Consider the following 26733-nt stretch of genomic DNA (forward strand, 5'->3'; position numbering starts at 1 on the left):
CACACGTTCCATGGCCCAGACGATGACCCTCAGGCGCCCGCCGGCGCGGAAAAACTGACGGCCAGGAGAGCCGAAACGTGCTGTGCGCCGCAAGCTCTCGCAGGCGATGGCTGCCTCGGCAGATGCAATGCCAGCGCCGGGCGCGCACTATTGTCGGGAGAACTCTTGGTCAAGTATGCGAAGGCCCTCTTCATATTTGGCCGCCGACGCTCCGACCTGCCTCGACTGCCAGATGTTGTCCTCCAGATCGGCGCGTTTTACGGGGAGCGCCACTGGGTTCGACGCAGCCCGCCGGACAAAGGCGAAATACTCCTCATCGGGCCTGCGCGACATGGCATCGACCGCCGCCGTAATTGTAGGTCCGAAGCCTGCTTCTTCGAGCTTGGCGCGGGACCAGCCTTCGCCTTTCTCCAGAACGTCATGAAGGTAGGCAACAGTCTTCTGATCGATTGTCTCGACGGCGTCGACGACACGGCGGCAATGCTCGATGTAGGGCCGCCCGGTCTTATCGCGCTGCGACGCGTGAACCTCCTCCGCAATCTTTGCCGCCTGGTAGAAAATGCTCATCGCGCCTGTCGTTACCGTGATTGTCTCTGCCTGATGAAACCTATTCGACGATATGTGGCGTGTGTCGCTTGTCCTCGGCAGGGTCGACATCGATACGGGCCTTTTCCGGATCGAAAGCGGCGTGACCTGCGATAGCCAGAGCGGCCGCATCGGGCGTTTCGTAGGCCCACATGAAATCGTCGGAAGAACTGCCGACGGCGTGGACACGCCAGTAGGTTGCGGTGCCTTTAAGCGGGCACCGGGTGGTGGTGTCGGTCTTTTCGAAAAGATCGAAATAGATGTCCTCGAAGGGGATATAGAAAACGGGCTCGTGCCCGTCTTCACGCAGGACCTTCGCCCGCTCCGTAGCTGCGACGATGGCGTCGGAAAACCGCACCGTCACCGTGCCGGAAAACGGTTCTATGGCCAATCGGCCAAGGTTTTGCTGTGAAGTTGCGCCTGAAGTTTGCATCTGAATTTCTCCCTGGCGATTACCGCAAGATCGGTCATGCCTGGAGACGAAATGCGCGGCGGCGCTTCAGGTTCCGGCATGTCCGATGAACCTGAATGGCGGGCCTGACTTAAGCGCCTCCAGCTTGCCGTATCCAGCAGTTCTCGTTGGTAAGGCGCGGTGAAATGCTCGTCCAACCCATTCGAAGACTTTAGAAGGACGACACGGTCGTCGCTTCCGTGGAGCGTCAGGGCTGGCACCGAAATGATCTTCGCCGCTACTTGCCGGCGGGCGAGTTCGTGGCTGGAGATGCTCCAGCTGTTTGGCCGTCGTCAGCTGCCGCCTCATGTACGGGCTCCGGGGCGGCCTGAGTTGCTGCCAAGTGGGCCGCAAGGTCCCTATAGACCTTGTCCCTGCCGCCATCGTGTTTAGCGATCAGGCCAAGTAGGTCATGACGGCTTAGCTTTGCAATCTTCATTAGGAATTCGAATTCGTGCTTCGGAATCGAGGCTGCTAAGCGATCGAGTTTGGCCCGCCGGGTCTCTTTGGACACATGTGCTCCTATGTATCCAGGCAGCATGCGAGGCACGTATTCGGAGGCCCGCCATTGTCTTGATGGCGGGCCTTCGGGCGGCCGAAGCCGCTAGGTCCATCTGCTACTTGTTGCAATTTTGCACGGTCGAGGTCGTTGCGCCACTTGCAGTGTTGTTATCGATGTCATTGCCTGCGGCGTCCTTGCAACGGTCGGTCATGCCGTTCGATTTTGTAGTCGAGTTTGTGGAATTCGGATCGGTTGGCACGGCCGCATTCCCGCTGCCAGTGCCATTGCCAGCGGCGCCGCCGCTGCCAACAGTTCCAGTACCAGTTCCATTACCCGTGCCAGCCGTTCCGCCAGCACCCGTTCCATTTGTCTGCGCCAAGGCGGAACCGGCCAAGGCAATAGTTAGCACCGACGCGGCTAGAATTTTCTTCAACATTGGAGTCTCCGTGTTTGAATCGCCGAATTGCGATCGCTTTCCCAACGACAGGTTTTTCTCATTGTTCCCGGCGTAATGGATTGTGATCCGCAGCAGCCTTCGTCGAGGTGGACACTCTTGACGGCGCACGAATTGTGATGAGACCTGACAAGGGCAGGATGGGCTTTGTTCAACACCAAAGCGATATGTTGGGCGCGGCTGCATGCATCCGACGCGGATCGCGATGCGGAATGTGGGCAAGACGGGTTACAACAGAAGCGGCGATCAGAGCTGCGAGCGAACCGGCCGCCTTGATGTTAGTCTGACGGTTGAATCTCAAGACCATTCCGACGCAGGAGCAGAACGCATGCCGGCTCGATCCGAAGGATTTACAATCGCTCTGGCTCACAACGGGGATGCACGAACGCAGGCGGCCGCTGCGCTCTATCGACACAACATCGAACAAACCGGAATCGATGACCGGGCAGTGATCGGCGCGGAGCTTACCGACCCCTCGGGAAAGATCTGGGGTGGAATTTGGGGCAGAACGGAACTGGGGCTCCTGTTTCTCGACATGTTCTTCTTGCCTGAAAAATTGCGTGGCCGATCCTATGGATCACAGCTTCTTATGGCGATTGAGGAGGAAGCCATTAGGCGCGGATGCAAGAGAGCCGTCGTCGAGACGAGCAGTTTCCAGGCGCCTCAATTTTACCGGCTTCATGGGTTTGAGGAATTCGGCAAAGTCGAATTCGTTATTCCAGGACATGCCCGCATCTTCCTTCGCAAGAACCTGCAGTAATCTTTGCGGAGGCGCCATCTGCACGAACGGCTGTTCGCCGGCAAAACGCCGGCGCCTTAGCCCTCCCAGCCGTAGCCATCTACTCCCGAAGGTCCTTTTGCCCTTTCCATCCGGGAAGCTCGGTCATCGGGCATAGCAGCCGCGGTCGCGCCGGATCGGAGATATCGAGTTTATTCCAGGGAATGCGGTACAGGCCGTCGCGACGGCGCAGCCGAAACAGGTCGAGCATCGCGATGCCGATGGTCGAAGCCGACAGACGCTCGAACGCGGCGTAGATGCCAACGTGGAATTCAGTAACGACGAGCTCGTCGCCACGCTGTTCGGCGAGAATCTCTTCGATGTGACCGATGCTCTTTCCACGCTGCGAGAGCACGCGTCGCCCGGCAAGATGTTCGAGGTTGACTGTCCTCATCATCACGCTCCTGGGATGCGCCCGATGACATGATCGCGCAACCAGTCCTGCCAGGCGAAAATCGACGTCTCGCCCACCTCGATGTCACATTCGATGTCGAGCCCGTTGTCCTGCACCTTTTTCCACGCAATCCTGTGTGGCTCGGCGTGGCGTTTGCCACCCACCCTCGTCGCCAGTTGCGCCATCCATTCCCCGGGCCGCGCGCCAAGGCGGCGCGCCAAAGTGATGGAGCCGAGTTCTATCGCGACAATCCTTGGTGGTTTGCCCCGCCGCAACTCGGCCACCACTCCGTCGACCTTGCCGATCTTGACCCGCCGGCGGTCGAACACCTGCTTGTCCAGGAGATCACGCATCAATTCCATCATGTGCCTCCGAATATCTGCAGCGGAATCGTCACCACGGCGAGCACGAAGGCAAGCGCGATAATGAAGACAACGGCGGCATTCGAAATGATGCCGTTGCGATGTTCGCCGACATAGCGTTCGTCATTCAGCAGGAAGAGAAATGGAACTACCGTCAGCGGAAGGCTCGCCGCCGTTACCGCCATGGAAAAGATGGTCAGCCTCAGTGGGTCGAGGCCAAGCATGATCGGAATGGCGGCCAAAAACAATGATGCCGTATAGACGGCACTGAAGCCCGGATCATCGCGCGGCTTGCGATCCTCACCCCACGTCCAGCCAAAGCCCTGTGCCACCAGATATGCCTGTTGCAACCCGACTTCGAGTGCGGCGCCGAAACAGGCAATGGCGAGCGAGGCAACGAATAGAACGAACCCCCAGAAGCCGAATATAGGGATCAGCATCAACGGCAGTTGGTGATAGTCGTCCACCTGGTCGATGCCGCGCGTCGCGAGAACGAGAGCAGCGACGATCAACACGCCGATCGAAATGGTCCCACCGAAGGTCATGCCCAGCCCGGCGATGGCACGATTGGCCCCAAGGTGGCTTTCATCCCATTTGTCCTCGATAGCTCCCGAGGAATAGAACATGAAAAGATAAGGCGATATCGACGCGCCGAGAATGCTGGCCGCCATGAACCAGTAATTGATGGCATCGTGAGCCGGCAGCGAAGGCACGGCGCTGCCAGCGACCGCTGTCCAGTCGGGCTTTAACATCACCGCACCAACCACGAAGCACAGCGTCACGAGGCCGAGGACCGAAACGCCTTTCTCGATAAAGCCAAACGTGCCTTTCCACAGCAGCAGCCATGCCAGCAACGCCACCGGCAGTGCCCACCACTGGAAGCCTATGCCGGTGGCAAGTTCGAGTGCGATGGCCACACCGCCGATCTCAGCGGACAGCACCATGAAATTGACGAGAAGGACGACGAGCAACGGCCATAGGAAGACGTTGAACCCAAATCTTTCACGAATGCCCTCTGAGATCGTGTGATGGCTCATCGCGGCGAACCGACCGGCCATTTCAACCAAAAAGATGATGCATATGGTGCCGAGAACTATGGCCCAGATCAGCTGGAATCCGAAGGCGGCACCCGCCTGCGCCGCCGTAGCCATCGACCCGACTTCGAGGAAACCTCCGACACTGGTGACGACGCCAAGCGATATTTCCAGAAGCTTCTTCACGGTTTTGGTCCGAAAGCGCTGGTGTAAGCGGCGGCGAGCGAGCGCATGGCCGCCCGAAGATCCTGTTGTGCGCTTTTCACCTCAGTGCGATTGTTCACCCGCAATCCCGCCTCGGCATGCGCCACCGCCACCGACAAACTGTTGACTGCTGCCGTCAGTCCTGCTCGCCCGGCTGGTTCAGCGGTCTCGGCCGATCGAATTTGCGCCTCGACCTCGGCCAGCGTTTTTCCGACCGAGTGCAGTGCGGCCGTGGCATAGGCGGACGGTGCCGCTCCCTCCACCCAGGCATCCAGCACCATCGATACGGTCTGTGCCGCGGAGGCCGCTGTTCGTGATTGCTGCGCCACCTGATTGGAAGACGAGCATCCGGCCAACCCGGCTAGCATCAGAAGCAAGCACAGCCAGCCAACCGGAAAATGACGGTCGTTATGGGGTACAGCGCGCGTTGGATGCGCCACGCGGATTTCCTCCCCGGCCCGAACCAACTGCGTCCGGCATCAATGATCTAGAGCGCTCGGAGAGCTCGTCAAACGAAACCGACGACGAGCCTGTGAGGTCCGCTAGTCCAACGTAACAAAACGCTCCATCCCGGACAGCCGTTAAAAGAGGGGGGCCCGCGCTTCTCTTTGGCGCGGAGAAGCGCGGGCAGATCGGGCTGAGGGGATGACCCGATCGCGCAGCATCAACATGGGAGGGCAACAACGCTGCACGGTTCGAACTTCCAACCGGGCCACTTGTTCCAACTTCAACTGATCCGTTCTGAGTACTCAATCCATGCGTTCGGGGGGCCTTTTTGAAGGTAGGCCATGGCGAGTTCTCATGGCGTAGAACGGTTTTTGTCGCAACGGCCCATCCATGAATGCGCGCGACGACCGCGATGACGACCGTCGCCTGACCGTCATGACAGCGCACGATCAATCCAGCCCAAACGCCGCGGAACAATTGTGCCCACTCGTGGTTCCGATGGCACGAAGATGGAGGATATGATGACGGACGCCAAACTCGCTGTGGTGACCGGCGCCTCGAGTGGCATCGGAAGGGAACTCGCAAAGCTGTGCGCTAAAGACGGTTACGACCTGATCATCGCCGCCGACGAGCCGGCTATCCGGCAGGCGGCAGAGGCACTTGAGACCCACAATGTAACGGTCGAAGCCATTGAGGCCGATCTGGCGACCGTCGAGGGCGCCGATCGGTTGATCTCCCAGATCGGCGATCGCGATATCGACCTGTTGTTTCTCAATGCGGGACGCGGGCTCGGCAACGGCTTCGTCGACCAGGACTGGCGAAAAGTCCGCCGGATCATCGACACCAATGTCACTGGAACGGTCTATCTGGCGCATGAGCTCGGCGCCAAGATGGCCCGGCGAGGTCGCGGGCGCATCCTGTTCACCGGATCGATCGCCGGCTTCATGCCCGGCACATTCCAGGCCGTCTACAACGGCACGAAGGCGTTCATCGATTCCTTCTCGATCGCGCTCCGCCATGAGCTGAAAGATAGCGGGGTGACGGTCACCGTGCTGATGCCTGGCCCTACGCAGACGCGATTCTTCGAGCGCGCTGAAATGATGGATACCAAGATCGGCACCGATGAAAAGGACAATCCGGCCGATGTCGCCAAAACGGGTTACGAGGCGATGATGGCCGGTGATGAACAGGTCGTCAGCGGTTGGAAAAACAAGCTGCAGGTTGCCGCCGCGCATGTCACGCCGGCAGCCACTTTGGCCGAACAGCACCGTAGGATGGCCGAGCCGGGGTCGGCGTCCAGCGACTGAGCCAATATTCGCGTCATCAAAAGGACTGGCATTCCCAAGGCCGCATGTGCTGCGCGAGGCAATCTATCGCTGCCGCAGGGGCGGCACCATCTCGGTTCCCGGCGTCTATGTTGGTCTGGTCGATCACATCCCGTTTGGCGGCAATGAATAAGGGACCGGCTTTCCGGATGGGCCAGACGCATACGCAACGCTACCTGGAACCTTTATTGGCCATGGTCCAGAACGGCGCAATCGACCGCTCCTTGTGATTACCCACCGGACCGATCTGAAAGCAGGGCCGGATCTCTACAAGACGTTTCGCGACAATCAGGAGGTTGTGTCAAAGTGGTGATGCGGCCTCACGGCCGAGACGGGCAAGGCGACCCACACCTCACTGCAATCACAAGGGAACATTCGCGTCGACGGCCGGTTAGGTGCCACTTCCGTAATGGTCACCTGCCGTCAAAGCGAGCCCATGATGAACCATGACCAGCATGACAATGTACCAGACGCAGCGCGTAGACTTGTCGTCGGAAGCATGGCGGGAGGAATTCTCGCCGCTTATGCTTCCACGGCGTCAGCCGATACGGGAACAGTGCCTGCTAAAGCAGGCCCTGCGAGCCCGATGCTCAAACAGAATCCGGTGACGCAATATCACCAGCCGTCTTTCAAGCCACAGGAACAGAAGTGGCCGGGTTTGGCCAGCAAGATGGTGCCGCGCCCGGACCACGGCGAAACGACCTACAAAGGATCAGGCAGGCTTGCCGGCCGCAAAGCGCTGATAACCGGCGGCGATTCCGGTATTGGTCGTGCGGCGGCGATTGCATTCGCGCGCGAGCGTGCGGACGTTGCTTTCGGCTACCTCCCCGAAGAACAGGAAGACGCCGACGAACTGGTGGACCTAATAAAAGCGGCAGGTCAAAAGGCTTGCCGGCGATATCCGCAATGAGGCCTTTTGCAGAAAGCTGGCCGATGAAGCAGCAACGCCCCTCGGCGGTCTCGACATCCTGGTCAGCAACGCTGCCCGCCTCACTAGAGTCCACGGTCCTCAAAAAGGGCCGCCAAGCCCACCGCTCCTTAGGCGTGGTGGGCTTTCAGACTGTCTACAGGAGGAACCAATGGCTGGCGATGAAATAGAAAGAAGGCGACTGCAGATGTTGATCGAACAATATCTGGAGACCCGTAAGCGACGGCACGATTTCGTGTCGATCGCGAATGCCGAACTCGCGATCAAGGCAGTCATGCCGCATTGCCCGGTGTCGAGCGCAGCGTTGGCAGAGATGATTGCCGCTGGCGCCGTCACTTACGGCCTTGGCGTCCTATTCGACGCGAGGCAAACCGAGGGCGAACTGCCCGTTGTTTGATAGGCTCATCGCCTGACCAATCGTCGCGCGGTCGCCAAGTTTCGCCCAGCGCTGGAATACGCCAGACCGGGAGCATGTCAATCGGCCGGATCGCAGGCACCTGCCGGCGACGCCGTCTCGGGCCTGGACCCGAATGTCGTCGCATATCTGGTGAAAAACCAGTGTCTTTGTCCCACGAGAAGTGCGTTACCGGGCTTCTCGTTGGGTTGGCACCGTTCCGCTGTCCTGGTGTCTTGCCAAAGACGTCGGTTGAACACCGAGCATATTTCGCACGGCCTCGACCAGCGCAGCAGCCCACACGGGTTTTGACAGCATCTTGTGATGACGCAAATCTTGCGGGATGTCGGATGCCGTGTACCCACTGACGAAAACAAACGGAATTCCGCGTTGCGCTAGAAGAGGGACAAGGGCAGCGCTGGTCTCGCCGCCGAGACCAATGTCCAGGACCGCGGCAGATATGACTTCACTCTCGATCAGCTTTTTCGCGCGAGCAACGGACGGCACTGGCCCGGCGATGGCGAAGCCGGCCTCTTCCAGAATTGCGCGGTGCTCCTCCGCGACCAGCCATTCATCTTCGACGATAAGGATACGAGATGCAGTCACGTTTCGCTCTCCCGATGATCAAACGGAAACTCAATCCGCAAGCTCAAACCATCGGAACCGAAAGATGTTTCAAAATTTCCGCCAAGCCGATACTCAATTTCGCCCTTCACCAGCGAAAGACCAAATCCCGTCTTCTCAGGCGGACTGACAGCGGGACCGCCGCTTTCTAACCATTCAAGCTGAAAACCGTGATCCGACGCCGACCAAGTCACGGACACCACGCCGTTTGGCACGGACAAGGCGCCATATTTTCCAGCATTCGTGGCAAGTTCATGGATCACCATGCCAAGCGACAGGCCCTGCTGAGGCTTGAGCCGAATGTCCTCGCCTGTGGTGTTGATGCGTTCCAGCCCGAACGGCTCGACTTCCTGCCGCACGATTTCCTCGACCGAGACCTCTTTCCAGCTTTCGCGCGAGAGCACTCCGTAGGCCCGCGCCATGGCGCGCAGGCGACCGATGAGCGCTTCGGCGAAAGCCTCCGAAGAGGGAGCATTTTTCAGGGTCTGACTGGCAATGCTGACCGTAACAGCCAGCATGTTCTTGACCCGATGGTTGAGTTCCGAGATCAATACCCGCTGGTGGGCTTCGGCTTCAGCCATGGTCGTCACATCGACAAAGGTCACCACCACGCCCTGGATTTTCCGCGCGCTGTCGCGGTAGGGGATCAGCCGCACGAGATAGTGGATGCCGTTGCTATCGCGCGGCAGCTGGTGCTCGATCATCTCGCCGGCCCTGAAAACCTGGGCAATATGGTCGCGCAGGTGCGGATAATCGAGCCGGCTGGCAAGATCGGTCAGCGGTCTTCCGATGTCGGTCGGCAGCAAGTTGAAGAACGAAGACGCCGCCGGCGTGAAGCTGCGGATAACCAGCTTGGTATCGAGAAAAACAGTCGCGATCTGTGTGCTCTCGAACAGGTTCTTCAGATCGCTGTTGGCACGATCGAGATCCTCGATCTTGGAAACCAGTTCGGCATTGATGGTGTTCAATTCCTCATTGAGGGACTGCATTTCTTCCTTGGAGGCCTCGAGCTCCTCATTGGAGGACTGGGCTTCTTCGTTGACCGACACGAGTTCCTCATTGGAAGATTTCAACTCCTCCAACGCGGTCTCATATTCTTCGATCGTCGATTGCAGGCGCTCGCGCGTATCGCGGAGCTCGCGTTCGAAATCAGCAATCCCAGATGCCACCGGCTGTCGAACCTTTAGAGCCTCCAGCCGCGGCTGCGGCTGGCCCACCGGCTCGAACAGGACGAGAAACAGCGGCTCGCCGCTGCCGCGATCAGTCAAGGGCTCGATCGTCAATGTGACGAATTGGACACGATCTTCATCTTCTTCAATGGCTATCGCTTCGCGCACAACCGTGCGCCGGCCCTCGGCGGCTTCCCGCAAAGCGCCGCGCAATTCCAGACGCAGGCCGCTGCGTGCCATTGTGAGCAATTGTCTGCTCGGCACCCCTTGCGGCGGCTCGAGATATTTGCCGGTTCGGACCGAGTAATAGACGACATCTCCATCACCATTGACGACGACGTGAGCCGGAGCGAAGCGTTCGAGAACCTGCGCTTCAACGGTTTGCCTTAGGGAATAAGACAAGCCGCGGCGGGCATGTGTGTCATTCGCGCTGGAAAAGTTGGTTGCAGGCGCAGCATTCAACAAGATCGGCAGCCGCGGCGGCGCCGAATGTTCTCGTGCCTTGAAGATCCGTTGTTTCTTGTCGACCGGTGCAAACAGGTCGGCATGCTGGCTTATGCTTTCGGAGGTGCCAAGGAACAGATAGCCACCGGGCTTCAGCGAATAGTGGAAGGTCGGAATAACCTGCTTTTGCACATCGGGGCCGAAATAGATCAGGAGGTTCCGGCACGACACCATGTCCATGCGCGAGAAGGGTGGATCGCGGATGACGCTGTGCGCCGAGAAGATGCAGAGATCACGTACGCTCTTGCTCAAGATGAAACTTGTGCCGTCATTGCTGAAGAAGCGTTCGCGACGTCCAGGCGAAACGCCCGCAAGCAATGACTCCGGATAGCGCGCCGAACGTGCGATGCCCAGCGCCGCGTCATCGATGTCCGTGGCGAAAATCTGGATGCGCGGCACAGCCGAAAGTGTATCCATATGCTCGCGCATCAGCATTCCGATCGAGAAGACTTCCTCGCCGGTTGCGCAGCCGGGCACCCAGACGCGGATCGTATCGTTGGCGTCCTTGCCTTCGAAAAGTTTGGGGATGACGGTTTCTTCCAGGGTCTTGAAAGCGTCCGTGTCGCGGAAGAAATTTGTCACGTTGATCAGCAGGTCGCGAAACAGCGAGCGCACTTCCTCCGCATTCGAACGAAGCAACTCTATATAGGCATCGATCGCGGTGTTCTGTGTTATTTGCATGCGTCGCCTGACGCGACGCAAGAACGTCTTGGCCTTGTAGCCCGAGAAATCATGTCCCGAATGGCTGCGCAGGATCGCGTAGATTTCCTCCTGGCCCTTGCGGAGTTTCAAAGCACTGGCCTTGCCATCGTCAGCTTCAAGCTCGTCGAGCAGTTCAAAGCTGTGGGCAAATTCCATGAGTTTCGCACCCATCTCATCGGCTGGGATGGCGATATCGATCAGACCGGAACTGATCGCGCTGCGCGGCATGTCGGGATTGCTCGGACCCGACTCGTCGGAGAGTTGCGCCAGCGTCAGGCCGCCATTCTCCTTGATTGCCTTGATGCCCAACGTACCGTCGGAATCGCCGCCCGACAGGACGACGCCGACGGCGTATTCGCCCTGATCCTCGGCCAGCGCGCTGAAAAAGATATCGATGGGCTTGCGCTCCCTGGACACGGAATTCGGTTGGCGCAGCTTTAGGCTGGAATTTTCGATGGTGAGGATCGCGTTGTGCGGCATCACGTAGACGGTGTCAGGATGAATACCCATTCCATCTTCAGCGACACGAACCGGAATTCCGGTGTAAAGCGCGATCACTTCGTGCAGCAGACTTTCCCGTTCCGGGCTGAGATGCGTGACGATCACGAACGCCATCCCGCTCGAAGACGGCATCCCGCGAAAAAATCCCTCCATGGCGGCAATGCCGCCCGCAGAGGCGCCAATACCGACTATGGGGAACCTCGGCAGCTTTTGCATCAATTGTCCTGCTTCAGTGAAATGCAACGCGGCAGCGCTGATTTCGATCCAATGTGTAAACCGTTCCTGGTCGAATTCCCATCCCGCACCGCCGATCGCCACGGAACCGATGGACGCGACCGCCGTTTAAAGCCCGGAGGGCTGCTATGTTATTAGGCATGCGAATTCTGCTCGTCGAGGACGAATTCTTGCTGGCAAGCGAACTTGCCTCTTATTTCAGCGATTGTGGGGCGACCGTTTTAGGGCCGGTGTCGTCAGTCAGCCGGGCTCGACGATATATCGATTCAGCGGATGGGGCGGTGCTGGACATCGATCTTAACGGTGAGACTGTTTTTCCCCTCGCCGATGAGCTGACGGACAGAGGCATCCCGTTCGTATTCTTCTCCGGAAACGATCAGATCACCCTACCGGAGCGGTTCCGGTACACCCAAAACCTCTCCAAGCCGGCCGGGTTCAGGACGGTTGCCGGGATCCTCGCCGCGCAATCAACGGCGCTTGGTGAAGACAATGTTTTCCGCGCTCTTCCAAAACTGAGGCTGTCCGCGCGGCTGCTGCTGGGCGACCCACAGGCGGCCGATCGCCTCGTCGAACGGACATTGAAGGCGGCGCTGGAGGAGCGGTTGTCGACGCGGCATGACCTTCCCTTGAGCGAATGGCTCAATACACTCATGGAGGAGGTGCTCCGCAACGACAGGTCTGGCATCATGAATTAAGATTGTCCGATAGTTTGCCGCAGGCCGCCCTGTCGACCGCCCCCGCTATGGTACCCTCCCCCAAGAGCGTTTCGCTTCGTCTTGCAAATACGGCCGCATTCCTGCTAGAAATCCTCGTGGCCAAACCTCCGCAAACCAAACCTGACTCATTCCGCGATCCTGTTGAGGGCGACGCACTCGCAGCGCTGCTCGACGAAATCGCGGAAGAGGAAACACCTGAACGGCTGTTGAAGCTCGCCCTTGAGCTGCAGCAGCAACTGCTGTTGTCAAAGCAGCTGAAAAATCCCAACTGAACGGCCTGCAGCTAGGCATCTTGATTTGCCTCGAGTTCCACGATGGCGTCATCGCCTCGTTCGCCAGACCGATGCTGCTGCGGTAATCTTTCTGCGCTCGATGTGGGCGAAACCCCAGTCTCAATAGCTCAGCGGTTCCTGCGCCCAGAAGGCCCTGATCCCATCATGACGCCGATGAGACCAGGAAGATCAGGGCCAACTTGGGTCGCAGCCCAAGGTCGATCACTGCTGCCCTGGCATCTCGGTATTTTCTTGCGGGTTCTTTTTAACGCCGGGCGCGGGTGATGTCTCGGCGGGGGCATTGCCGCCTTGGTTCTGTTCCGGGGTGCGCTTTACTGGCGATGTCTGCCACGATCCGCCTGAAAGGGGTATGAACACAAAGAAGGCTAGCAGTGCGACGAAGATCACAGCCGCAATGACGACGCCCCACCCGAGTACATTTCGGGTGCCACGCTGTTCTTCCTTCCGGGACACATGCTCCGTCATCACTGGACTCCTTTGTGTCATTCGATGAGATACAAATTTATCGTGCAGATCGACCGCACGGTCTGCTCTTCCCCGGCGCCGGCCACCGGCACAGCTGAAGAAAGCTGAAGCTAATCTTCTCCAGCTTTTCGGCTGCCTGGTTTGGCGACCCGCTTTGGCGTTTCCGGCACTGCCGGTTTCTGCTCGGGTGCAGGCGGATTGACCGCCTCATGCGCCAAACGGGCTTTGCGCAATCGCGCCGTTTTCTCTTCCCGCGCTTTACGCTCGGCTTCCATTACTGCTTGTGCGTAGAGGGTGGCTCGTGCGTCTCTGTCGTTTGCGGATCCACTGGCCGCCATAGTCAGCCCTCCGCCTTGTAATTTCTTGCTTCCTTCTTGGCGCCGTCTATGCCGTGCTCGGCTGCAAGCTCTTTGGCCTGCCCGGGTGACACGTCGGTGACTTCGGCCAACTTGATTGCCTCTTTTTCAGAGAGATCACTGTCCTTTCGCGTGGGGTTCCTTGTCATCGCAGATCTCCTATCAGAGCCCAAACGACCGGACCGGCGGTGTGTTCCGTGGAACCTTCGATAGGCCACCGATTGAGGCGGGCTATCGCGCTTCCGGCAACGAGCGAAAAGTTTCTGATGCGGGCTGACAAGATACACGATCAGCTTCAAGGCCTTTCGAACTGCTAGGCAAGCCGGGTTATGGCCGGGCTGTGACCGTGTGGGACGCGTGACACACGGACGGGTTCAGGCATCGATGCCAGGCGCTAGTTCTCGCCCGCGAGCGTGGCGAGAAATGACCGCCGCCATTCTGCTGCGTCATTGCGCGTGATGCGCTTGAGCAGTGCACTATGCCTTGCAATTCTTTCCTCAAGCGGCATCGCGAGCGCTTTTGCGATCGCATCGGCAACCTCGTCGACGGCATACGGGTTTACGATCAAGGATTCGGCAAGTTCTTCGGCCGCACCTGCAAAACGCGACAACACCAGCACTCCGGGATCGGCTTCGTCCTGCGCGGCTATGTATTCCTTGGCGACGAGGTTCATTCCGTCACGCAGGGGCGTGACCAATCCGACCTGGCTAGCGCGCAACAGGCCAGCAAGCCGAGAGCGTGATACGGCACGGTGGATGTAGCGGATCGGGGTCCAAGCCAAATCCGCGTATCTTCCGTTGACCGCGCCGGCGGTTGCCTCAAGCTGGGCCCGGATGTCGGCATAGGCGCTGACCTCCTCGCGCGTCGGCGACGCAATCTGCAAATAGGTTGCCGCCCGCTCTTGCTCCGGATGCCTTTGCAAAAGACGCGCGAAAGCCTGCATGCGGCCGGGGAGACCCTTGGAGTAGTCCAGCCGATCGACGCCGATGATTTGCTTGAGGCCCAGAATCTGGCGGCGCATGGAATCGATCTGCACATCCTCCGCCGCCTCATTGGCCATGCGTGCGATTGAATCGACGTCGATGCCGATCGGAAAACACCTCGACAACACCGTGCGGCCGTTCATCTCAGCCGAACCATTGATATCAAAAGTAATGGAGTTGGCCGCCTGCACTGAGCGCCGGAAATTCCCCACGTCCGTTTCGGTCTGGAACCCCACGACGTCATATTGAAGCAGGTCATCGATGAGTTCTTCATGGTCGGGCGTGGCTACAAACAGGTCAGGCGGCGGGAACGGTATGTGAAGAAAGAAACCGATCCGATTCCGGACTCCCAGCCGCCGCAACTGGGCGGCCAAGGGGATAAGGTGGTAGTCGTGAACCCACACCAGGTCGTCGTTGCCCGACAGCAGTCCTGCGAGCGCCTTCGCGAACCGCGCATTGATCTGCCGGTAGGCGTGTAGAAACTCTGCCCGGTGGTTCACCAGGTCGAGTCGGTAATGAAAAAGCGGCCACAGCGTGCTGTTGGCATAGCCATTGTAATAGAGCGAATACTCCTCATAGGGCAGGGTAAGCGCAGCCGTCTCGATCTTTCCCACGCGTTCCAAGCGGATCAGCGGTTCGTCGCTCGCGGCGTAGTCCTGATACTCAGCGCTTGCTCCTAGCCACAGGCCTCCACGCTCGGCCAACGCATCCCCGATGCCTACAGCAAGTCCGCCGGCTTGCAACAGATCGCGAATGTTCCCCAGCCTGTTCGAGACGACAACCAGACGACGCGGGATGGCGCGATCGCCAGTTAGCTCAGCCTCCCCACCTAAGGCGTCGCGCTCAAGGGGATCACCAACCGTTTGCGAGGCCTCGTTGAAAATTTCATCCGGTCGCTGCAACAAGAGCAAATCCTGAGCGTGAAGATCGCTTGGGGAACGGTCCGCGCGTGCGATTGTTCCCGACGTAAGTGTCCAGCCGGACTCGCTGGATCACATTCTCGGCCCGCTCGGCGCCTTTTTCAGCGGCTCTCGCAGGATCGTCGTCGGACGCACCGGTGATGAGACCCCGATCCAGCACGCCGAGCAGCCGCTTTGGCGACGGCCGGACTTACCGCTTTGGTATTCATGCTGCCGGATCCCCTGCCCTGTCATATCAACTCCCCACCTTGGCAAAAGCCCCAACTGACCAAACCGTCAGTCCACCTCGATTACCTTGCGCGTCGGCTTTCGTTGGCGGGGCGGCTGCTTTGCGGCTACGGGCGCGGGCGGGGTCTGCGCTATCGATGCCTCCAACAACTGTCGCTGTTCTCTAAGCCGCGCCGTCTTGGCTTCCCTGGCATGCCGCTCCGCTTCCAACAGCAACTTGGCTTCTCGATCCGCCCTCTCGATCTTTTCCCTGTCGACGCGTCGTGTTTTCAAGGTCGCCTCCTTTGGTCAGACGGCGAACAAAGTGCGGACCTGAAAAAATGTTCCCAACAAATTAAGGCCTGATCTGCCTCAAATGATATTGACCAGCAGCCCGCCGGTTGCGCGCATCTGCGGCTCTGTGACGTCCAAAGGAACTGCTTGCCGTCCGCGGCGTTACGCCACCACGCCGGCCGGAAGATTACCATGGACGACAAACCCCGAACGACGATCAGAAAACCGGCCCGGATTGATCGAGGGCATTGCTTTTGCGGAGCCATCACAGCTGAATTCAGTGGCGATCCCTTTTGGATTTGTTTCGACCATGACGATGACTGCCGACGAGCGATCGGCAGCCCACTGACGATCTGGATTGGCTATCGTCCAGATCAGGTCGATTGGCTCGGCTCCAAACCAAAAACATTTTCGAAAACCAGGGGGGTCGTGCGCTCCTTCTGTTCGGAATGTGGCACCTCGATTGGGTACACCGATGAAGGCTTGCCAAATGAGTTCTACATCTCGATCGGATTCATGGACGCGCCCGAGAAGTTCCATCCCCAAGCTCAAGCCTATTGGGAAATGCGACTGCCGTTTATCAGGATGGATGACGGTTTGCCTCGCGTCGAGGGCTACACCCGAGCGCGCGACCCCACCCTGGGCAATCCCAGAGACCGGTGAGGCAGGAGGTTGGATCCGGGCGTCAGCGCCAGGGCTGGCGGATCCTGAACGGCGGCCGAACCATTGGAATGAGAGAAATGTCCAAACGGACAAATGCCCGAAACCAATTTCACCGGGGTGGGTTGAAGATGGACATGCGGGACTTGTTTTCACAGTCTGACGACAAAGAAGCGGATGTTTGAAGGATTCAAGCTAGAGACCGTGGATCTGCCCGAGTCCTCACTGAGAGTCAGGTATGGAGGTTCAGGCCCGCCGCTTCTTTTGCTGCATGGCCATCCTCGGACGCACGTTACCTGGCACCGGGTAGCCCCACTTCTCGCCGCCGACCACACAGTTGTCTGCCCCGATCTGAGGGGCTTTGGCCGGTCCTCGGTACCGGCGGACGCCGTGGACCATGCTGGATCCTCCAAGCGTGCCAAAGCCAGGGACTGCATCGCTCTCATGCGACATCTCGGCTTTGGCCGGTTTGCGATCGCAGGCCATGACCGCGGCAGCTACACAGCGTTCCGAGCAGCGATGGATCACCCGTCAGCGATCAGCCATCTGATCGTTATGGATAGCGTCCCTATCCTGGAAGCCCTCGAACGCTGCGACGCCCGCTTTGCGAAGCTCTGGTGGCACTGGTTCTTTTTTGCACAGCCGGACAAGCCCGAACGCGCAATCATGGCCGATCCTGACGCGTGGTATGGCGGCTCAGCCGAGTCCATGGGGGCTGAGGCCTATGTCGACTACAAGGACGCAATCCACGATCCGAATGTTGTTCACGGCATGCTTGAAGACTATCGGGCAGGTCTGGCCATCGATCAATTGCACGATACCGATGACAGGAAAGCTGGTCGCCGGGTCGCGTGCCCGACCTTGGCACTCTGGTCCGCCCGCGATGATCTTGAGGCACTTTACGGCAACGTGCTGGATGTTTGGCGACCCTGGACCACCGAACTGAAGGGCCAACGGATCGATAGCGGACATCATATGGCCGAAGAAGCAGCCGACGCGGTAGCCGCAGCTGTCATGGCGTTCTTGCGCGAACCGACGTCGTCATGCGGCGAGCTTTGCTGAACCGATCCGTTTGATGGCGATGCTGATCGACCGTTCGCCATCGTCGTAGTCGGCCCAGGCGACGGTCTTTTTCAGGTGGCCCGGAACCGTGCGAACGGTGTATTTTTTCGGATCGAGATCCGCCTTCACCTGACTCCAGGTCAGCGGCATGGATACAGTCGCGCCTTCCCTGGCGCGAGGGGAGAGAGGGGCGACGGCTGTCGCCATGCGATCATTCCTGAGATAGTCGAGAAAAATCCGGGATGTCCGCAGCTTCTTGGCCATGTTGACGAGGTAGAGATCCGGGCTGTCTGCCGCCATCTGGATGCAGACGGCCTTTGCGAAGGCCTTGGCCTCGGCCCATGTCGTCTTGCTGCGTTGGGCCGCCAATGGCGTCACGACATGCAAGCCTTTGCCGCCCGTGGTTTTGCAGAAGCTCACCAAGCCCAGATCTTCGAGACGATCGCGCATTTCCTTGGCTGCCGCGACCACCTTCGCAAAAGGGACTTCCGGACCGGGGTCAAGGTCGAAGACAAGTCGGCCAGGTATTTCGGGATGACCCGGCTGGCAGTTCCAGGGGTGAAGCTCAAGGCCGCCTATCTGGGCGATCGCGGCCAGACCCTCGACGCGGTCGATTTGCAGATACGGTTTGTGGTCGCCGAAGACTTTCACCAGTTCCAGCAGATTGGATGTGCCTGGCATTGCGTGGCGCTGGAAAAACTGCTCGCCGGCGTAGCCATCCGGCGCGCGCACGAGTGAACAGGGACGACCTTTGATATGTCTGATCATCCAGGGGCCAACGGTCTCGAAATATTCTGCAAGATCGAGCTTGTCGACGGGCTGACCGTCGCCGGCATTCGGCCAAAGCGGCTTGTCCGGCTTGGAAATGATGACGCCCATGACAACCGGGCTTTTTCCTGTCTTGCCAGTCACCTTGGCAGGGTCGGCAATCGGCGTCTCTTGAGGATCGGCTGGACGCTCGGCCTCGACGTCTTTTGCGGGCTTGTCTTCACGCAGGCCTTTGAAGGCGGCCTGCCTGATATTGCCACCCCCGGTCCAGCCGGCGAACTCGATTTCCGCGACCAATTCCGGCTTCGTCCAGAAGACGGTTGAATTCCTTTTCGGTGCGCCATCGCCGGTAAACGGCGACGTCGCGGCTTTCATCTCCTGCAGCCTCGGCATCAGCTGCTTGACCTTTGCCTCGCTGAATCCGGTCCCCACACGGCCGATATAGGCGAAATGTTCACCGCGATTGACGCCGACGAGCAATGACCGGAATTTGCCGTTGGTCGTCGACCAGCCGCCGATGACCACCTCATGCCCGGCGCGGCATTTCGATTTTGCCCAGGTGTCCGTCCTCCCCGAAACATAGGTTGCATCGGCCTTTTTGGAGACAATCCCCTCAAGCGAAAGGCGACAGGCAGAACGCAGCACCGCGTCGCCGCCATTGCTGAAGTGCTCGACATAGCGGATGAGATTTTGCGCGCCGCGATCGACTTCGCCGAGCATCTCGCTCAGACGTTCCTTCCGTTGTGAGAGAGGCATCTTTCGCAGATCGACGCCATTTGCGAAGAGCAGGTCAAAAGCAAAGTAGATCAGGTCTTTCGTCCGGCGCTCCGACAGCGCCGCCTGCAGTGCGGCAAAATCGGGCGCGCCGTTCTCGTCAAGCGCTACGATTTCGCCGTCGATGATGACGTTGGGGAGGCTGGCGGCCTCCTTTGCGATGGCGCCAAATTTCTCCGTCCAGTCAAGACCCTTGCGGGTCTTAAGGGCGATGTCCTTGTCTTCCACGCGCAACTGGACGCGATAACCGTCAAACTTGATTTCGTGAACCCAGTTCGTCCCGGCCGGCGGCCGGGAAAGCGTTGCACAAAGCTGTGGTGGGATGAAGTCGGGCATCTTCGCCGCTGAGGCAGGACCGGCTCGCTTCGGCCGCGGAGCAGGCTTTGCCGACCTAGCGGCGCGCTTGTCGGCCGCATGGCCGCGCTTGCTGTCCCAAACGGCATCCGCATCGGCCGACGATGAACCTTTGATCATGAACGGCTTCGGACCTGCCCCCTTTCCCGCTGCAATCCTTTCCATGCTCCGACCGGAGGCGACGGATCGGTCCTGAGCCAGCACCGCATCGCCATTGCCCTCTGTCGCGTATTTGTCGCGGTGTTTGATCAGCAGCCAGTTGGTCCGCTTCCCGCCATTGCGGTCATGCTTCATGCGCACTAGGACGAAACTTCCATGCAGGCGCTTGCCCTGCAGCGTGAATTTCAGGTCGCCTTTTTCCAACGCCTTTTCGGGAGACATGGCGCCTTCCGGTTCCCAATATCCGCGATCCCACAACTGCACCGTGCCGCCACCATATTGTCCTTTGGGAATCGTGCCTTCGAAGTCGCCGTACTCCAGCGGGTGATCCTCAACCTCCACGGCAAGTCGTTTGTCGTGAGGATCCAGTGATGGACCTTTGGTCACAGCCCATGATTTGAAGACCCCGCCAAGCTCGAGGCGAAGATCATAGTGCAGCCGCGTGGCCGCGTGTTTTTGGATGACGAACCGGAGTCGGTTCGAACCCGCAATCGAGCTTTCGCCGCTGGGCTCTTTCGTCTTCGCGAAATCCCTTTTGGCCCGGTAGGTGGAAAGCTCGCCCGTTTTCATGGAAGTGCCCCGACTAATGACGCAACGCCGGACTCAACGCAGTGGGTGAGATTTGGTTCGGTTCATGGCCGAGACGGCGCCGACGCTGCTTTTCCGCTTCAGATTGGCATCGGCGTCAAATGTAGGCCTTCACGGAGATTACACGTCATGTCGTCACCGCTGACGTTAAGGTTCCTTGGTTTGCCCAACCATTTTTGCAAGCTCTGAAAATGGTGGGGTGTCCAGTTCGCCTTGCGCGTTGTTTGCGATCTGCAGAAGCCGGATCGGGAAGCAGATCGCGTCACGGTTGGCCGGTGACATGTCTTCGTAGGTCCGCTCGTCACCTGTCATGGACGCCTCTGCCTTTCGCAGGGCGGTATCGATCTCGTCAATTGACAGCAGACCTTTGTGAACGAGCAGGTTGTTGATTGACGCGACGGCCATCATCAACCCTTCAAGCTGAAGATTGGCAACGTTCATGGCTTAACCGTGTTTCCGCCGCCCGGCCTCGCCGGGGCGTTCTGGCCATCGGATTGGTGCGTCTTGTCATCCACTTCGTTGACTGGCCGCGTCAGGCCGACCCCACTCTTGGGTTTCTTGTTGCCGGCCGCATCCTGAGAGAACGCATCCGAAGGATCAGGACCTGTTCTAGCCGGGTACTTCGTTGCGCCGGTCTCGCGACGGTTTTCATTATCAGGCATTTTTGATCACTCCAATCGGATGACCGATAACCATTACGAGCCCGGCGAGTTCCGGCGCCGCATGGAACATTTCTGGGCGTGGTGCAGAGACAAGCGGGCGTGTCTCGGCAATCGCGCCTCGCGCACTGGCGGCAGGTCTCGCTTTCGTTGCCCACAGCACTAGGTTCCTCGTTGAGGCAAAAGGAATTCCCCATGCGGGTGGCACGCGAAGCCTGGGTTCTTGGCAAGGAGAGCATCCTCGGATTCATCAACGACAATGCCCTCAGCCACGGTGCGGCGATGGCGTTCTATGCCGTTACGTCCCTGGCCCCGATCTTGTTGATCGTTGTTGCGATTGCTGGACTTGTCTTTGGGCATGAAGCAGCTCAACTCGCTCTGTCGTCCGAAATCGCCGGCGTGATGGGATCGCAAACCGGCGACCTTCTGCGCAGCACCATCGAAAGCGCTTCTCACAGAACCGCCGGCACTGTTGCCACTTTGGTGGGCATTGTCACCCTCTTCGTGACAGCCTCAGGGGTGTTTGGCGAAATGCAGCTTTCGCTCAACACAATCTGGAAGATTGAGCCACCACCCATGTCTGTGTCGCGATTGGTGCGGGCGCGGGCGGCCAGCCTGGGTCTGGTTGCAGCGTTAGGATTTCTACTGCTTGTGTCGTTGGCGGCGAGCGCCGCCATTTCCGCACTTGGCGCTGCCATCAACGCCCATCTGCCGTTCGGCACGATCATTCTCGCGTCGATAAACGGCATTGTATCGTTCGTGCTGATTTCCGCTCTGTTTGCCGCGATCTTCAAGATCCTGCCGGACCGGTCGCTCGCTTGGCGCGATGTCGCAATTGGCGCGGCAGTGACCGCTTTGCTCTTCACCATCGGCAAGTCGCTGATTGGCTGGTATATCGGAACCAGCGCGATTGCATCCTCCTATGGCGCGGCGGGTGCACTGCTGGTCGTGCTGCTTTGGGTTTACTATTCGTCTGAGATATTCCTGCTCGGCGCCGAGTTCACGCGGGCCTATTCCGTCCGTCTCGGCAGTCGGTCCGACCTTCAACCGATAGTGGAGGCGGAGAGCCCGTCGCGACAGACATCGAACCTTGGACCAACCATCCAACGCGAGGTGCAGGCCTGGATTGTGATCACGGGTTTGCTGACCTTCGTGGCGACACGGGTCTGGCCATCGCGGCGATCTTAGCTGCTTCCAACCAATTCTGTTTCTTTGGAACGCAACCCGGACACCGGAATTGCATAGGAACAGGAGGTTGCCCATGCCAAAATTCCGCTTTGAGACGACAGTATCCGGCCAGACTACCGCTCTCGAGGAAGAGCTAGCGAGTGCGGAGATGGCCAGTCCGAGAGCAATAGAGATGGCGCGCGTAGCGGTGGCGGCGGATCCTGGGTCAGGAACCAAGCAATCGGGATCGACTATCAAGGTCTACGATGAAGCCGGATACCTGGTCGCCACAGTCAATTTTTCCGACGTGTTGCCGAGTGATCCGGACGCCGGACAGCATGGGATTGGCGACGCGGTTGTCGAAGAACCGGGTGTGATGCGGTCTGGCTGACCCGTGGTAGATCAGGGTTTCACGTTTCGCTCACGCGATCCCGGCAGGGCAATTCGCTGAGATCGCGAGGTCCTCGGCCATCGTCGGATGCTAGAGCTGAGATTCGATCGGGAGGTGACGGACGAAGACCGCCAGGATACGGCGAAAAAATCCGGCTTCTGGTTCATGCGTATAGTCCTGAATCTTGCCTTCGCCGCATCCATGCCAATGCAGAACATTGTGCTTCAGTTCGAGCCGATAGCTTGTTTCCGGAGATATTTCCGATTGGAATCGATGCCGCAGCTCGGCGACCAATTTCGGATCCTCAAACAGCACGCCCATTTCCGAGTTCAAGGACACTGACCGTGGATCGAAATTGAAGGAACCGACAAAGCCGATATTGTCGTCGACGGTGAAAGCTTTCGTATGCAGACTGGCGCCCTTCGAGCCAAACACCGAGATTGCGGAGCGCCGGTTGAACGGCTGAAGCTCGAAAATATTGACGCCATTCCTCAGCAGCCGCTTCCGATAGTTTGCGTAAGCGCCATGGACTGCTGCGACGTCCGTGGCGGCCAGGGAATTGGTCAGAACCGAAACGTCAACACCGGCGCCGACAAGGTCCAGCAAGATCGCTGTGCCCCTTTTGCCGGGGATGAAATAGGGCGACACAATTTCCAGACACCCGCGCGTGGATTGGATGATCGGACGCAGCTCTTTCATAAGCCAGCTGCGACGTCTCCAACCACGAACCTTCTCCGGCGGATCGGAAATGACCCGCACGCCATCCACCCAATGAACGTCGTTGCTGGCCGCAATAAACTCTGTGATCGAGCCCCGGTTGCCGATGCCGTTCAGGAATTTGGGATCGGGGCCGGTATCGCTTCCTTCAAGCCATTTGGCATGCTCATGCTCAGCCACTGATCCCAGGGTTTTGATTGGCTTGGCTTCATTGCAAGCCCAGAAGGCATCGAATATCGCCGCGGTTTGCCGTACCGCAGGCCCCAGGAGCAGCAGGTCAAGGTCCCGGAAATTGGTTTCTGCCGCATCGAAATAGGCATCGCCAACATTCCGACCGCCGACAATGGCAATTTTGTCGTCGACGATCCAAGCCTTGTTGTGCATCCGTCGCGTCAATGCAAAGAGCCGCAACAGCACTTCCACACCACGCATGATCCGGCCGCGCCTGATACCGCTCGGATTGAACAACTTCAGTTCGATGTTTGGATGGTGGTTCAGCGCCAGATATGCCGCATCATTTTTGCGCGGATTGACGTCGTCAAGGAGCATGCGCACCCGAACACCGCGCTCAGCAGCTCGAAAAACCTCGCGAAGCAGCAAGCGGCCGGTGTGGTCATCATGCCAAAGGTAATACATCAGGTCGAGACTGCGCTCAGCGCTCCTTGCCGCCAGCACGCGCACGGCGAAAGCGTCATAATTATCCGAGACAAGCAGCAAGCCGCTCTTGCCGGCCTTGATGTTGTGGTCTGCGGTTCGCGAAACCGATACGTCCATGAAAATTGCCACCTTTGGACGGCGCTCGCGCCATCCCGCTCAAATCATAGCTAGAACCATTCTGAGGTATTCTGGTTGCATACGCAGCCGTCCAATCACCCAATTCCTGGATGCAAGCGGGGCCCAGCAATCAAGCGGCTGCAGAGCGGTAAGGAGGCTTGAGAGGCGTTGCCCCGACTGCTCTGCTGCCGCCGCGGAACTTGCTTCTCCTGTAGTCCCAGCCCCTCACACCGTGAACTGTTTGCGAGAGCCCGATGGCGTGCGCCCCGCCGCGGCTCTTCGACGAGAATGACGTGTTCGTTGTTCTCACTGAAGCGCAGGGCCCTTTAAATTTAGATATCTCCATTATGCCGGAACCGGGTTCGGGTTTCCGAGTTAAGAAAATGCTCGCGACGGGCAATTTTCAACAGAGGAGACGGCACAATGCCCACTGCCAAGAAAGCCAATGGCAACAACAAGGACTTGGAGGACCTTTTCCTCGATGGCCTCAAAGACATCTACTATGCGGAGAAGAAAATTCTGAAAGCCTTGCCGAAGATGGCCAAAGGCGCATCCGAAGAGCAAGTTTCGGCAGCATTCGAGAAGCACCTCGCTGAAACCGAGGGGCAGGTCGAACGTCTGGAGGAGGTCTTCGAGATTCTCGGCGCTGCCGCGCGCGGCAAAACCTGCCCGGCGATCGACGGCATCCTGGAGGAAGGATCTGAAATCCTTCAGGAGTACAAGGGTTCGACTTCGCTCGATGCAGGGCTCGTCGGTGCCGCGCAAGCAGTGGAGCACTACGAGATCGCCAGGTATGGAACCCTGATCGCCTGGGCTACGACGCTCGGCAAGGACGACGTGGTTGCGCTCCTCAATGCGACACTTGAAGAGGAGAAGGCCACCGACGAGGCGTTGACTGCCCTCGGTGAAGCCGGCGTCAACGAACGAGCGGCAGAACGGAAAGCGGCTTGATTGATCGCCTACCCAACCGCCTCGGCGACCCATGTGCCGAGGCGGTCCCGGGAGATGAAGGACATGATCACGCATATTTACAAAGGACTGGAATGTTTCCTGCTTGAGTGTTCGGCCGCGCTGGTCAGGCGCCGCGCCCTTGGCGGTTCGCGCAGCGATCCTCGGCAGTTGCGAGAACAGCGCAGAGATGAGTTCAGGGCCCGCAAAGTCGCCGAATGAGCGCCAAGATGGAGAGTCGGATGGGCTTCTTTGGAAAATATTTCTCAGGACTGTTGAGCAAGAAATCGACTGACGGCAAGGGGAGCGGCGATATGCGTAAAGCTACCGGCGCGGGTCCGGCGATTGCCGCGCATTCCAAAGATGCAAAGACATCCGCTGCTTCCGGTCAGAGCACCAATGCTTCGAGCAAAAATGCAGATGGACGATGACAAAAGGCAAGATTTGGCTACCGACCCTATGTCGCATCGAAGCGGCGCAAAGACGTTAAATCGTCGAGATGACCCGCATCGCAACCTTCAACGTCAATGGCGTCAACGGCCGACTGCCAGTGCTTCTCAAGTGGCTTGGCGAAACCGGCTATGACATCGTCTGCCTTCAAGAACTGAAGACCTCTGACGAAAAATTTCCCGTCGATGCGATTAGAAACGCCGGCTATGGCGCAATCTGGCACGGACAGAAGTCCTACAATGGCGTGGCAATCCTCGCTCGCGGGATTGAGCCGCTGGAACGTCGTCGAGGTCTGCCGGGCGATCCCGACGATTCGCACAGCCGCTACATCGAGGCAGATGTGAATGGGCTTGTTGTCGGCTGCCTGTATTTGCCCAATGGCAATCCAGCGCCGGGGCCGAAGTTCGACTACAAACTTCGCTGGTTCCAACGTTTGATCACCTATGGCCAGGTGCTGCTCGGCGATAGCTCACCGACCATCCTGTGCGGCGACTATAACGTCGTTCCAGGCCCGATCGACGCGGCGGTGCCGGGGCGCTGGGTTGGCGATGCCGTTTACTTCCCCGAGAGCCGGAGCGCGTACGCCGAAATGCTTGCTCAGGGCTGGTTCGATGCGGTTCGTCGCATTCATCCAGAAAAAGGAATTTACACCTATTGGAACTTCTCCTACCGCGGCGGGTACGATCGGAGTTCCGGGCTCCGGATGGACCATCTCTTGCTGAGTTCATCCCTATTGGATCGCCTGAAGAATGCCGGAGTAGATGCCGAAACGCGTGCATGGGACAAGCCGAGCGATCATGCGCCAGCCTGGATAGAACTTGATTGAGCTTCCTCGGCAAGGAGCCTGAAGACCTAGTGGCGCTCCTTCGTGATTACATTTGGCCGCGCATGTCTATCGTCAACAATAAGGACTGCCGGCGCCAAGCGATTCAAAGGACGCAATGATGACAAACACTCAAAAGGAAGCTGAACTGATTGCGCGCCTTGCACGCCAGCATGGCGTCGCTGATGGCGCTGTCATGGCTGTCCTTGAGGCGTTGCGGCGTGGTGGTGGAACCATGGCCCAGTTCAGCCACGTCGACTTCGGAGGAATGTCACAATGGTCTTCCGGCATGACGATGGTCGGCGACATGTTCAATGACAGCCTCAAGGCGAAGCTCAACGCTATCGCGGCGGAGCTCTCGGCCTACCTGCTCGATCATCCCGCCATGGCCCACGCCGGCTCATGGTGGCCTGAGGAGTTTGGGAGCCCGTCTGCCGCTGGTTCTCAAAACAATATGCGCTACGCAGCGTTTCCTGAGCGAAGCCGCCTGGTCATCGACGATCATGGAAAGATGGAGATTTATGACACAGGCGACCATCGCATATCGGTGTTTCGCAGAGCCAGAGCACGGACTCCACCCTGACCTTTGTCAGCCAGCACGGCGTGGTCCGCG

The 26733-nt window shown here is 58.8% G+C and carries 31 protein-coding genes and 2 pseudogenes; 16 read left to right on the forward strand and 17 right to left on the reverse strand.

What is annotated here, in order from left to right:
• Window positions 1-147: 147 nt before the first annotated feature.
• From NKJ80_RS16425 to NKJ80_RS16435, 3 genes are all read right to left on the reverse strand, one after another.
• Window positions 148-567 (reverse strand): HD domain-containing protein, encoded by a 420-nt coding sequence (locus NKJ80_RS16425; RefSeq protein ID WP_023700051.1) that lies wholly within the window; start codon window positions 565-567, stop codon window positions 148-150.
• 40 nt (window positions 568-607) lie between these two features.
• Window positions 608-1018, reverse strand: coding sequence for a DUF427 domain-containing protein (locus NKJ80_RS16430; protein ID WP_031214606.1), 411 nt, complete (start codon window positions 1016-1018; stop codon window positions 608-610).
• A gap of 635 nt (window positions 1019-1653) precedes the next feature.
• Window positions 1654-1974, reverse strand: a complete 321-nt coding sequence (locus NKJ80_RS16435) for a hypothetical protein (protein ID WP_031195797.1) — start codon at window positions 1972-1974, stop codon at window positions 1654-1656.
• 202 nt (window positions 1975-2176) lie between these two features.
• Between NKJ80_RS16435 and NKJ80_RS16440 the strand changes: the two genes are divergently transcribed.
• Window positions 2177-2752 carry a GNAT family N-acetyltransferase gene (locus tag NKJ80_RS16440; RefSeq protein WP_352497948.1) on the forward strand — a complete coding sequence of 192 codons (576 nt, stop codon included), beginning with the start codon at window positions 2177-2179 and terminating at the stop codon, window positions 2750-2752.
• Between the two features lie 79 nt (window positions 2753-2831).
• Here the strand turns inward: NKJ80_RS16440 and NKJ80_RS16445 are convergent, their stop codons facing one another.
• The 4 genes from NKJ80_RS16445 to NKJ80_RS16460 are packed head-to-tail and all read right to left on the reverse strand — an operon-like array spanning window position 2832 to window position 5204.
• Window positions 2832-3164 (reverse strand): hypothetical protein, encoded by a 333-nt coding sequence (locus tag NKJ80_RS16445; RefSeq protein ID WP_352497949.1) that lies wholly within the window; start codon window positions 3162-3164, stop codon window positions 2832-2834.
• A gap of 2 nt (window positions 3165-3166) precedes the next feature.
• The gene (locus NKJ80_RS16450) at window positions 3167-3529 is read right to left on the reverse strand and encodes a hypothetical protein (RefSeq protein WP_245260251.1); all 363 of its coding nucleotides are present in this window, start codon (window positions 3527-3529) and stop codon (window positions 3167-3169) included.
• Entirely contained in the window at window positions 3526-4746 is a 1221-nt protein-coding gene (locus tag NKJ80_RS16455) for an NRAMP family divalent metal transporter (protein WP_023668066.1), read from the reverse strand. The genes NKJ80_RS16450 and NKJ80_RS16455 overlap by 4 nt, the downstream gene beginning before the upstream one ends.
• Window positions 4743-5204: a hypothetical protein gene (locus NKJ80_RS16460; RefSeq protein ID WP_245263532.1), complete on the reverse strand. Its 462-nt coding sequence runs from the start codon at window positions 5202-5204 to the stop codon at window positions 4743-4745. Before NKJ80_RS16460 ends, NKJ80_RS16455 begins: the two co-directional genes overlap by 4 nt.
• A gap of 528 nt (window positions 5205-5732) precedes the next feature.
• On the opposite strand from NKJ80_RS16460, the gene NKJ80_RS16465 reads away from it, so the two are divergent.
• The 4 genes and pseudogenes from NKJ80_RS16465 to NKJ80_RS16480 all read left to right on the forward strand — a co-directional run bounded on the left by NKJ80_RS16465 (window position 5733) and on the right by NKJ80_RS16480 (window position 7861).
• Entirely contained in the window at window positions 5733-6518 is a 786-nt protein-coding gene (locus NKJ80_RS16465) for an SDR family NAD(P)-dependent oxidoreductase (RefSeq protein ID WP_352497950.1), read from the forward strand.
• Between the two features lie 37 nt (window positions 6519-6555).
• A pseudogene (locus tag NKJ80_RS16470) lies at window positions 6556-6857 on the forward strand (glutathione-dependent formaldehyde dehydrogenase); the annotation flags it as partial.
• Between the two features lie 265 nt (window positions 6858-7122).
• Window positions 7123-7525, forward strand: a pseudogene (locus NKJ80_RS16475) (SDR family NAD(P)-dependent oxidoreductase); the annotation flags it as partial.
• Window positions 7526-7615: 90 nt separating this feature from the next.
• Window positions 7616-7861, forward strand: a complete 246-nt coding sequence (locus NKJ80_RS16480; protein ID WP_023687844.1) for a hypothetical protein — start codon at window positions 7616-7618, stop codon at window positions 7859-7861.
• Window positions 7862-8047: 186 nt separating this feature from the next.
• Here NKJ80_RS16480 and NKJ80_RS16485 read toward each other — a convergent pair whose 3' ends face one another.
• Window positions 8048-8464, reverse strand: a complete 417-nt coding sequence (locus tag NKJ80_RS16485) for a response regulator (protein ID WP_023696326.1) — start codon at window positions 8462-8464, stop codon at window positions 8048-8050.
• A complete protein-coding gene (locus tag NKJ80_RS16490; RefSeq protein WP_023729494.1) occupies window positions 8461-11574 on the reverse strand; it encodes a CheR family methyltransferase in 3114 nt (1037 codons plus the stop codon). Before NKJ80_RS16490 ends, NKJ80_RS16485 begins: the two co-directional genes overlap by 4 nt.
• Before the next feature lie 158 nt (window positions 11575-11732).
• Between NKJ80_RS16490 and NKJ80_RS16495 the strand changes: the two genes are divergently transcribed.
• Window positions 11733-12287: a response regulator gene (locus tag NKJ80_RS16495; protein WP_050588792.1), complete on the forward strand. Its 555-nt coding sequence runs from the start codon at window positions 11733-11735 to the stop codon at window positions 12285-12287.
• 2 nt (window positions 12288-12289) lie between these two features.
• Window positions 12290-12580 carry a hypothetical protein gene (locus NKJ80_RS16500; RefSeq protein WP_352497952.1) on the forward strand — a complete coding sequence of 97 codons (291 nt, stop codon included), beginning with the start codon at window positions 12290-12292 and terminating at the stop codon, window positions 12578-12580.
• A 222-nt stretch (window positions 12581-12802) separates the two neighbouring features.
• On the opposite strand, the gene NKJ80_RS16505 is transcribed toward NKJ80_RS16500, so the two are convergent.
• The 4 genes from NKJ80_RS16505 to NKJ80_RS16520 all read right to left on the reverse strand — a co-directional run bounded on the left by NKJ80_RS16505 (window position 12803) and on the right by NKJ80_RS16520 (window position 15826).
• The gene (locus NKJ80_RS16505) at window positions 12803-13066 is read right to left on the reverse strand and encodes a hypothetical protein (protein ID WP_023681159.1); all 264 of its coding nucleotides are present in this window, start codon (window positions 13064-13066) and stop codon (window positions 12803-12805) included.
• A 340-nt stretch (window positions 13067-13406) separates the two neighbouring features.
• On the reverse strand, window positions 13407-13571 hold the full coding sequence (locus NKJ80_RS16510; protein ID WP_352497953.1) for a hypothetical protein: 165 nt from the start codon (window positions 13569-13571) through the stop codon (window positions 13407-13409).
• 245 nt (window positions 13572-13816) lie between these two features.
• Entirely contained in the window at window positions 13817-15310 is a 1494-nt protein-coding gene (locus NKJ80_RS16515; protein WP_352497954.1) for an alpha,alpha-trehalose-phosphate synthase (UDP-forming), read from the reverse strand.
• Between the two features lie 291 nt (window positions 15311-15601).
• Window positions 15602-15826 (reverse strand): hypothetical protein, encoded by a 225-nt coding sequence (locus NKJ80_RS16520; RefSeq protein ID WP_023681156.1) that lies wholly within the window; start codon window positions 15824-15826, stop codon window positions 15602-15604.
• Between the two features lie 192 nt (window positions 15827-16018).
• Here NKJ80_RS16520 and NKJ80_RS16525 point away from each other — a divergent pair, with 192 nt between their 5' ends.
• Window positions 16019-16489, forward strand: coding sequence for a GFA family protein (locus NKJ80_RS16525; protein WP_050588111.1), 471 nt, complete (start codon window positions 16019-16021; stop codon window positions 16487-16489).
• Between the two features lie 174 nt (window positions 16490-16663).
• Window positions 16664-17548 carry an alpha/beta fold hydrolase gene (locus tag NKJ80_RS16530; RefSeq protein ID WP_023748072.1) on the forward strand — a complete coding sequence of 295 codons (885 nt, stop codon included), beginning with the start codon at window positions 16664-16666 and terminating at the stop codon, window positions 17546-17548.
• Here NKJ80_RS16530 and ligD read toward each other — a convergent pair.
• From ligD to NKJ80_RS16545, 3 genes are all read right to left on the reverse strand, one after another.
• The gene (ligD, locus tag NKJ80_RS16535) at window positions 17528-20173 is read right to left on the reverse strand and encodes a DNA ligase D (RefSeq protein WP_352497955.1); all 2646 of its coding nucleotides are present in this window, start codon (window positions 20171-20173) and stop codon (window positions 17528-17530) included. The two genes, NKJ80_RS16530 and ligD, sit on opposite strands and share 21 nt — an antisense overlap.
• A 165-nt stretch (window positions 20174-20338) precedes the next feature.
• Window positions 20339-20632 carry a hypothetical protein gene (locus NKJ80_RS16540; protein ID WP_352497956.1) on the reverse strand — a complete coding sequence of 98 codons (294 nt, stop codon included), beginning with the start codon at window positions 20630-20632 and terminating at the stop codon, window positions 20339-20341.
• Window positions 20629-20853, reverse strand: a complete 225-nt coding sequence (locus tag NKJ80_RS16545) for a hypothetical protein (RefSeq protein ID WP_155921617.1) — start codon at window positions 20851-20853, stop codon at window positions 20629-20631. Before NKJ80_RS16545 ends, NKJ80_RS16540 begins: the two co-directional genes overlap by 4 nt.
• 192 nt (window positions 20854-21045) lie before the next feature.
• Here NKJ80_RS16545 and NKJ80_RS16550 point away from each other — a divergent pair, with 192 nt between their 5' ends.
• Both NKJ80_RS16550 and NKJ80_RS16555 read left to right on the forward strand, forming a co-directional pair.
• Window positions 21046-22038 carry a YihY/virulence factor BrkB family protein gene (locus tag NKJ80_RS16550; RefSeq protein ID WP_352497957.1) on the forward strand — a complete coding sequence of 331 codons (993 nt, stop codon included), beginning with the start codon at window positions 21046-21048 and terminating at the stop codon, window positions 22036-22038.
• Between the two features lie 73 nt (window positions 22039-22111).
• On the forward strand, window positions 22112-22408 hold the full coding sequence (locus NKJ80_RS16555) for a hypothetical protein (protein ID WP_023668045.1): 297 nt from the start codon (window positions 22112-22114) through the stop codon (window positions 22406-22408).
• Between the two features lie 90 nt (window positions 22409-22498).
• Here the strand turns inward: NKJ80_RS16555 and NKJ80_RS16560 are convergent, their stop codons facing one another.
• Window positions 22499-23899 carry a phospholipase D family protein gene (locus tag NKJ80_RS16560; protein WP_352497958.1) on the reverse strand — a complete coding sequence of 467 codons (1401 nt, stop codon included), beginning with the start codon at window positions 23897-23899 and terminating at the stop codon, window positions 22499-22501.
• A 423-nt stretch (window positions 23900-24322) separates the two neighbouring features.
• Here NKJ80_RS16560 and NKJ80_RS16565 point away from each other — a divergent pair, with 423 nt between their 5' ends.
• The 5 genes from NKJ80_RS16565 to NKJ80_RS16585 all read left to right on the forward strand — a co-directional run bounded on the left by NKJ80_RS16565 (window position 24323) and on the right by NKJ80_RS16585 (window position 26703).
• Window positions 24323-24850 (forward strand): YciE/YciF ferroxidase family protein, encoded by a 528-nt coding sequence (locus tag NKJ80_RS16565; protein WP_023681150.1) that lies wholly within the window; start codon window positions 24323-24325, stop codon window positions 24848-24850.
• 54 nt (window positions 24851-24904) lie between these two features.
• Window positions 24905-25069: a hypothetical protein gene (locus NKJ80_RS16570; RefSeq protein WP_023681149.1), complete on the forward strand. Its 165-nt coding sequence runs from the start codon at window positions 24905-24907 to the stop codon at window positions 25067-25069.
• On the forward strand, window positions 25066-25278 hold the full coding sequence (locus NKJ80_RS16575; protein ID WP_245259911.1) for a hypothetical protein: 213 nt from the start codon (window positions 25066-25068) through the stop codon (window positions 25276-25278). The genes NKJ80_RS16570 and NKJ80_RS16575 overlap by 4 nt, the downstream gene beginning before the upstream one ends.
• 68 nt (window positions 25279-25346) lie before the next feature.
• Window positions 25347-26123: an exodeoxyribonuclease III gene (gene xth, locus NKJ80_RS16580; protein ID WP_352497959.1), complete on the forward strand. Its 777-nt coding sequence runs from the start codon at window positions 25347-25349 to the stop codon at window positions 26121-26123.
• Between the two features lie 115 nt (window positions 26124-26238).
• Entirely contained in the window at window positions 26239-26703 is a 465-nt protein-coding gene (locus tag NKJ80_RS16585; RefSeq protein WP_352497960.1) for a hypothetical protein, read from the forward strand.
• Window positions 26704-26733: the final 30 nt, after the last annotated feature.

The organism is Mesorhizobium sp. M0030, from assembly GCF_040323695.1.
Taxonomy (GTDB): Bacteria; Pseudomonadota; Alphaproteobacteria; order Rhizobiales; family Rhizobiaceae; genus Mesorhizobium.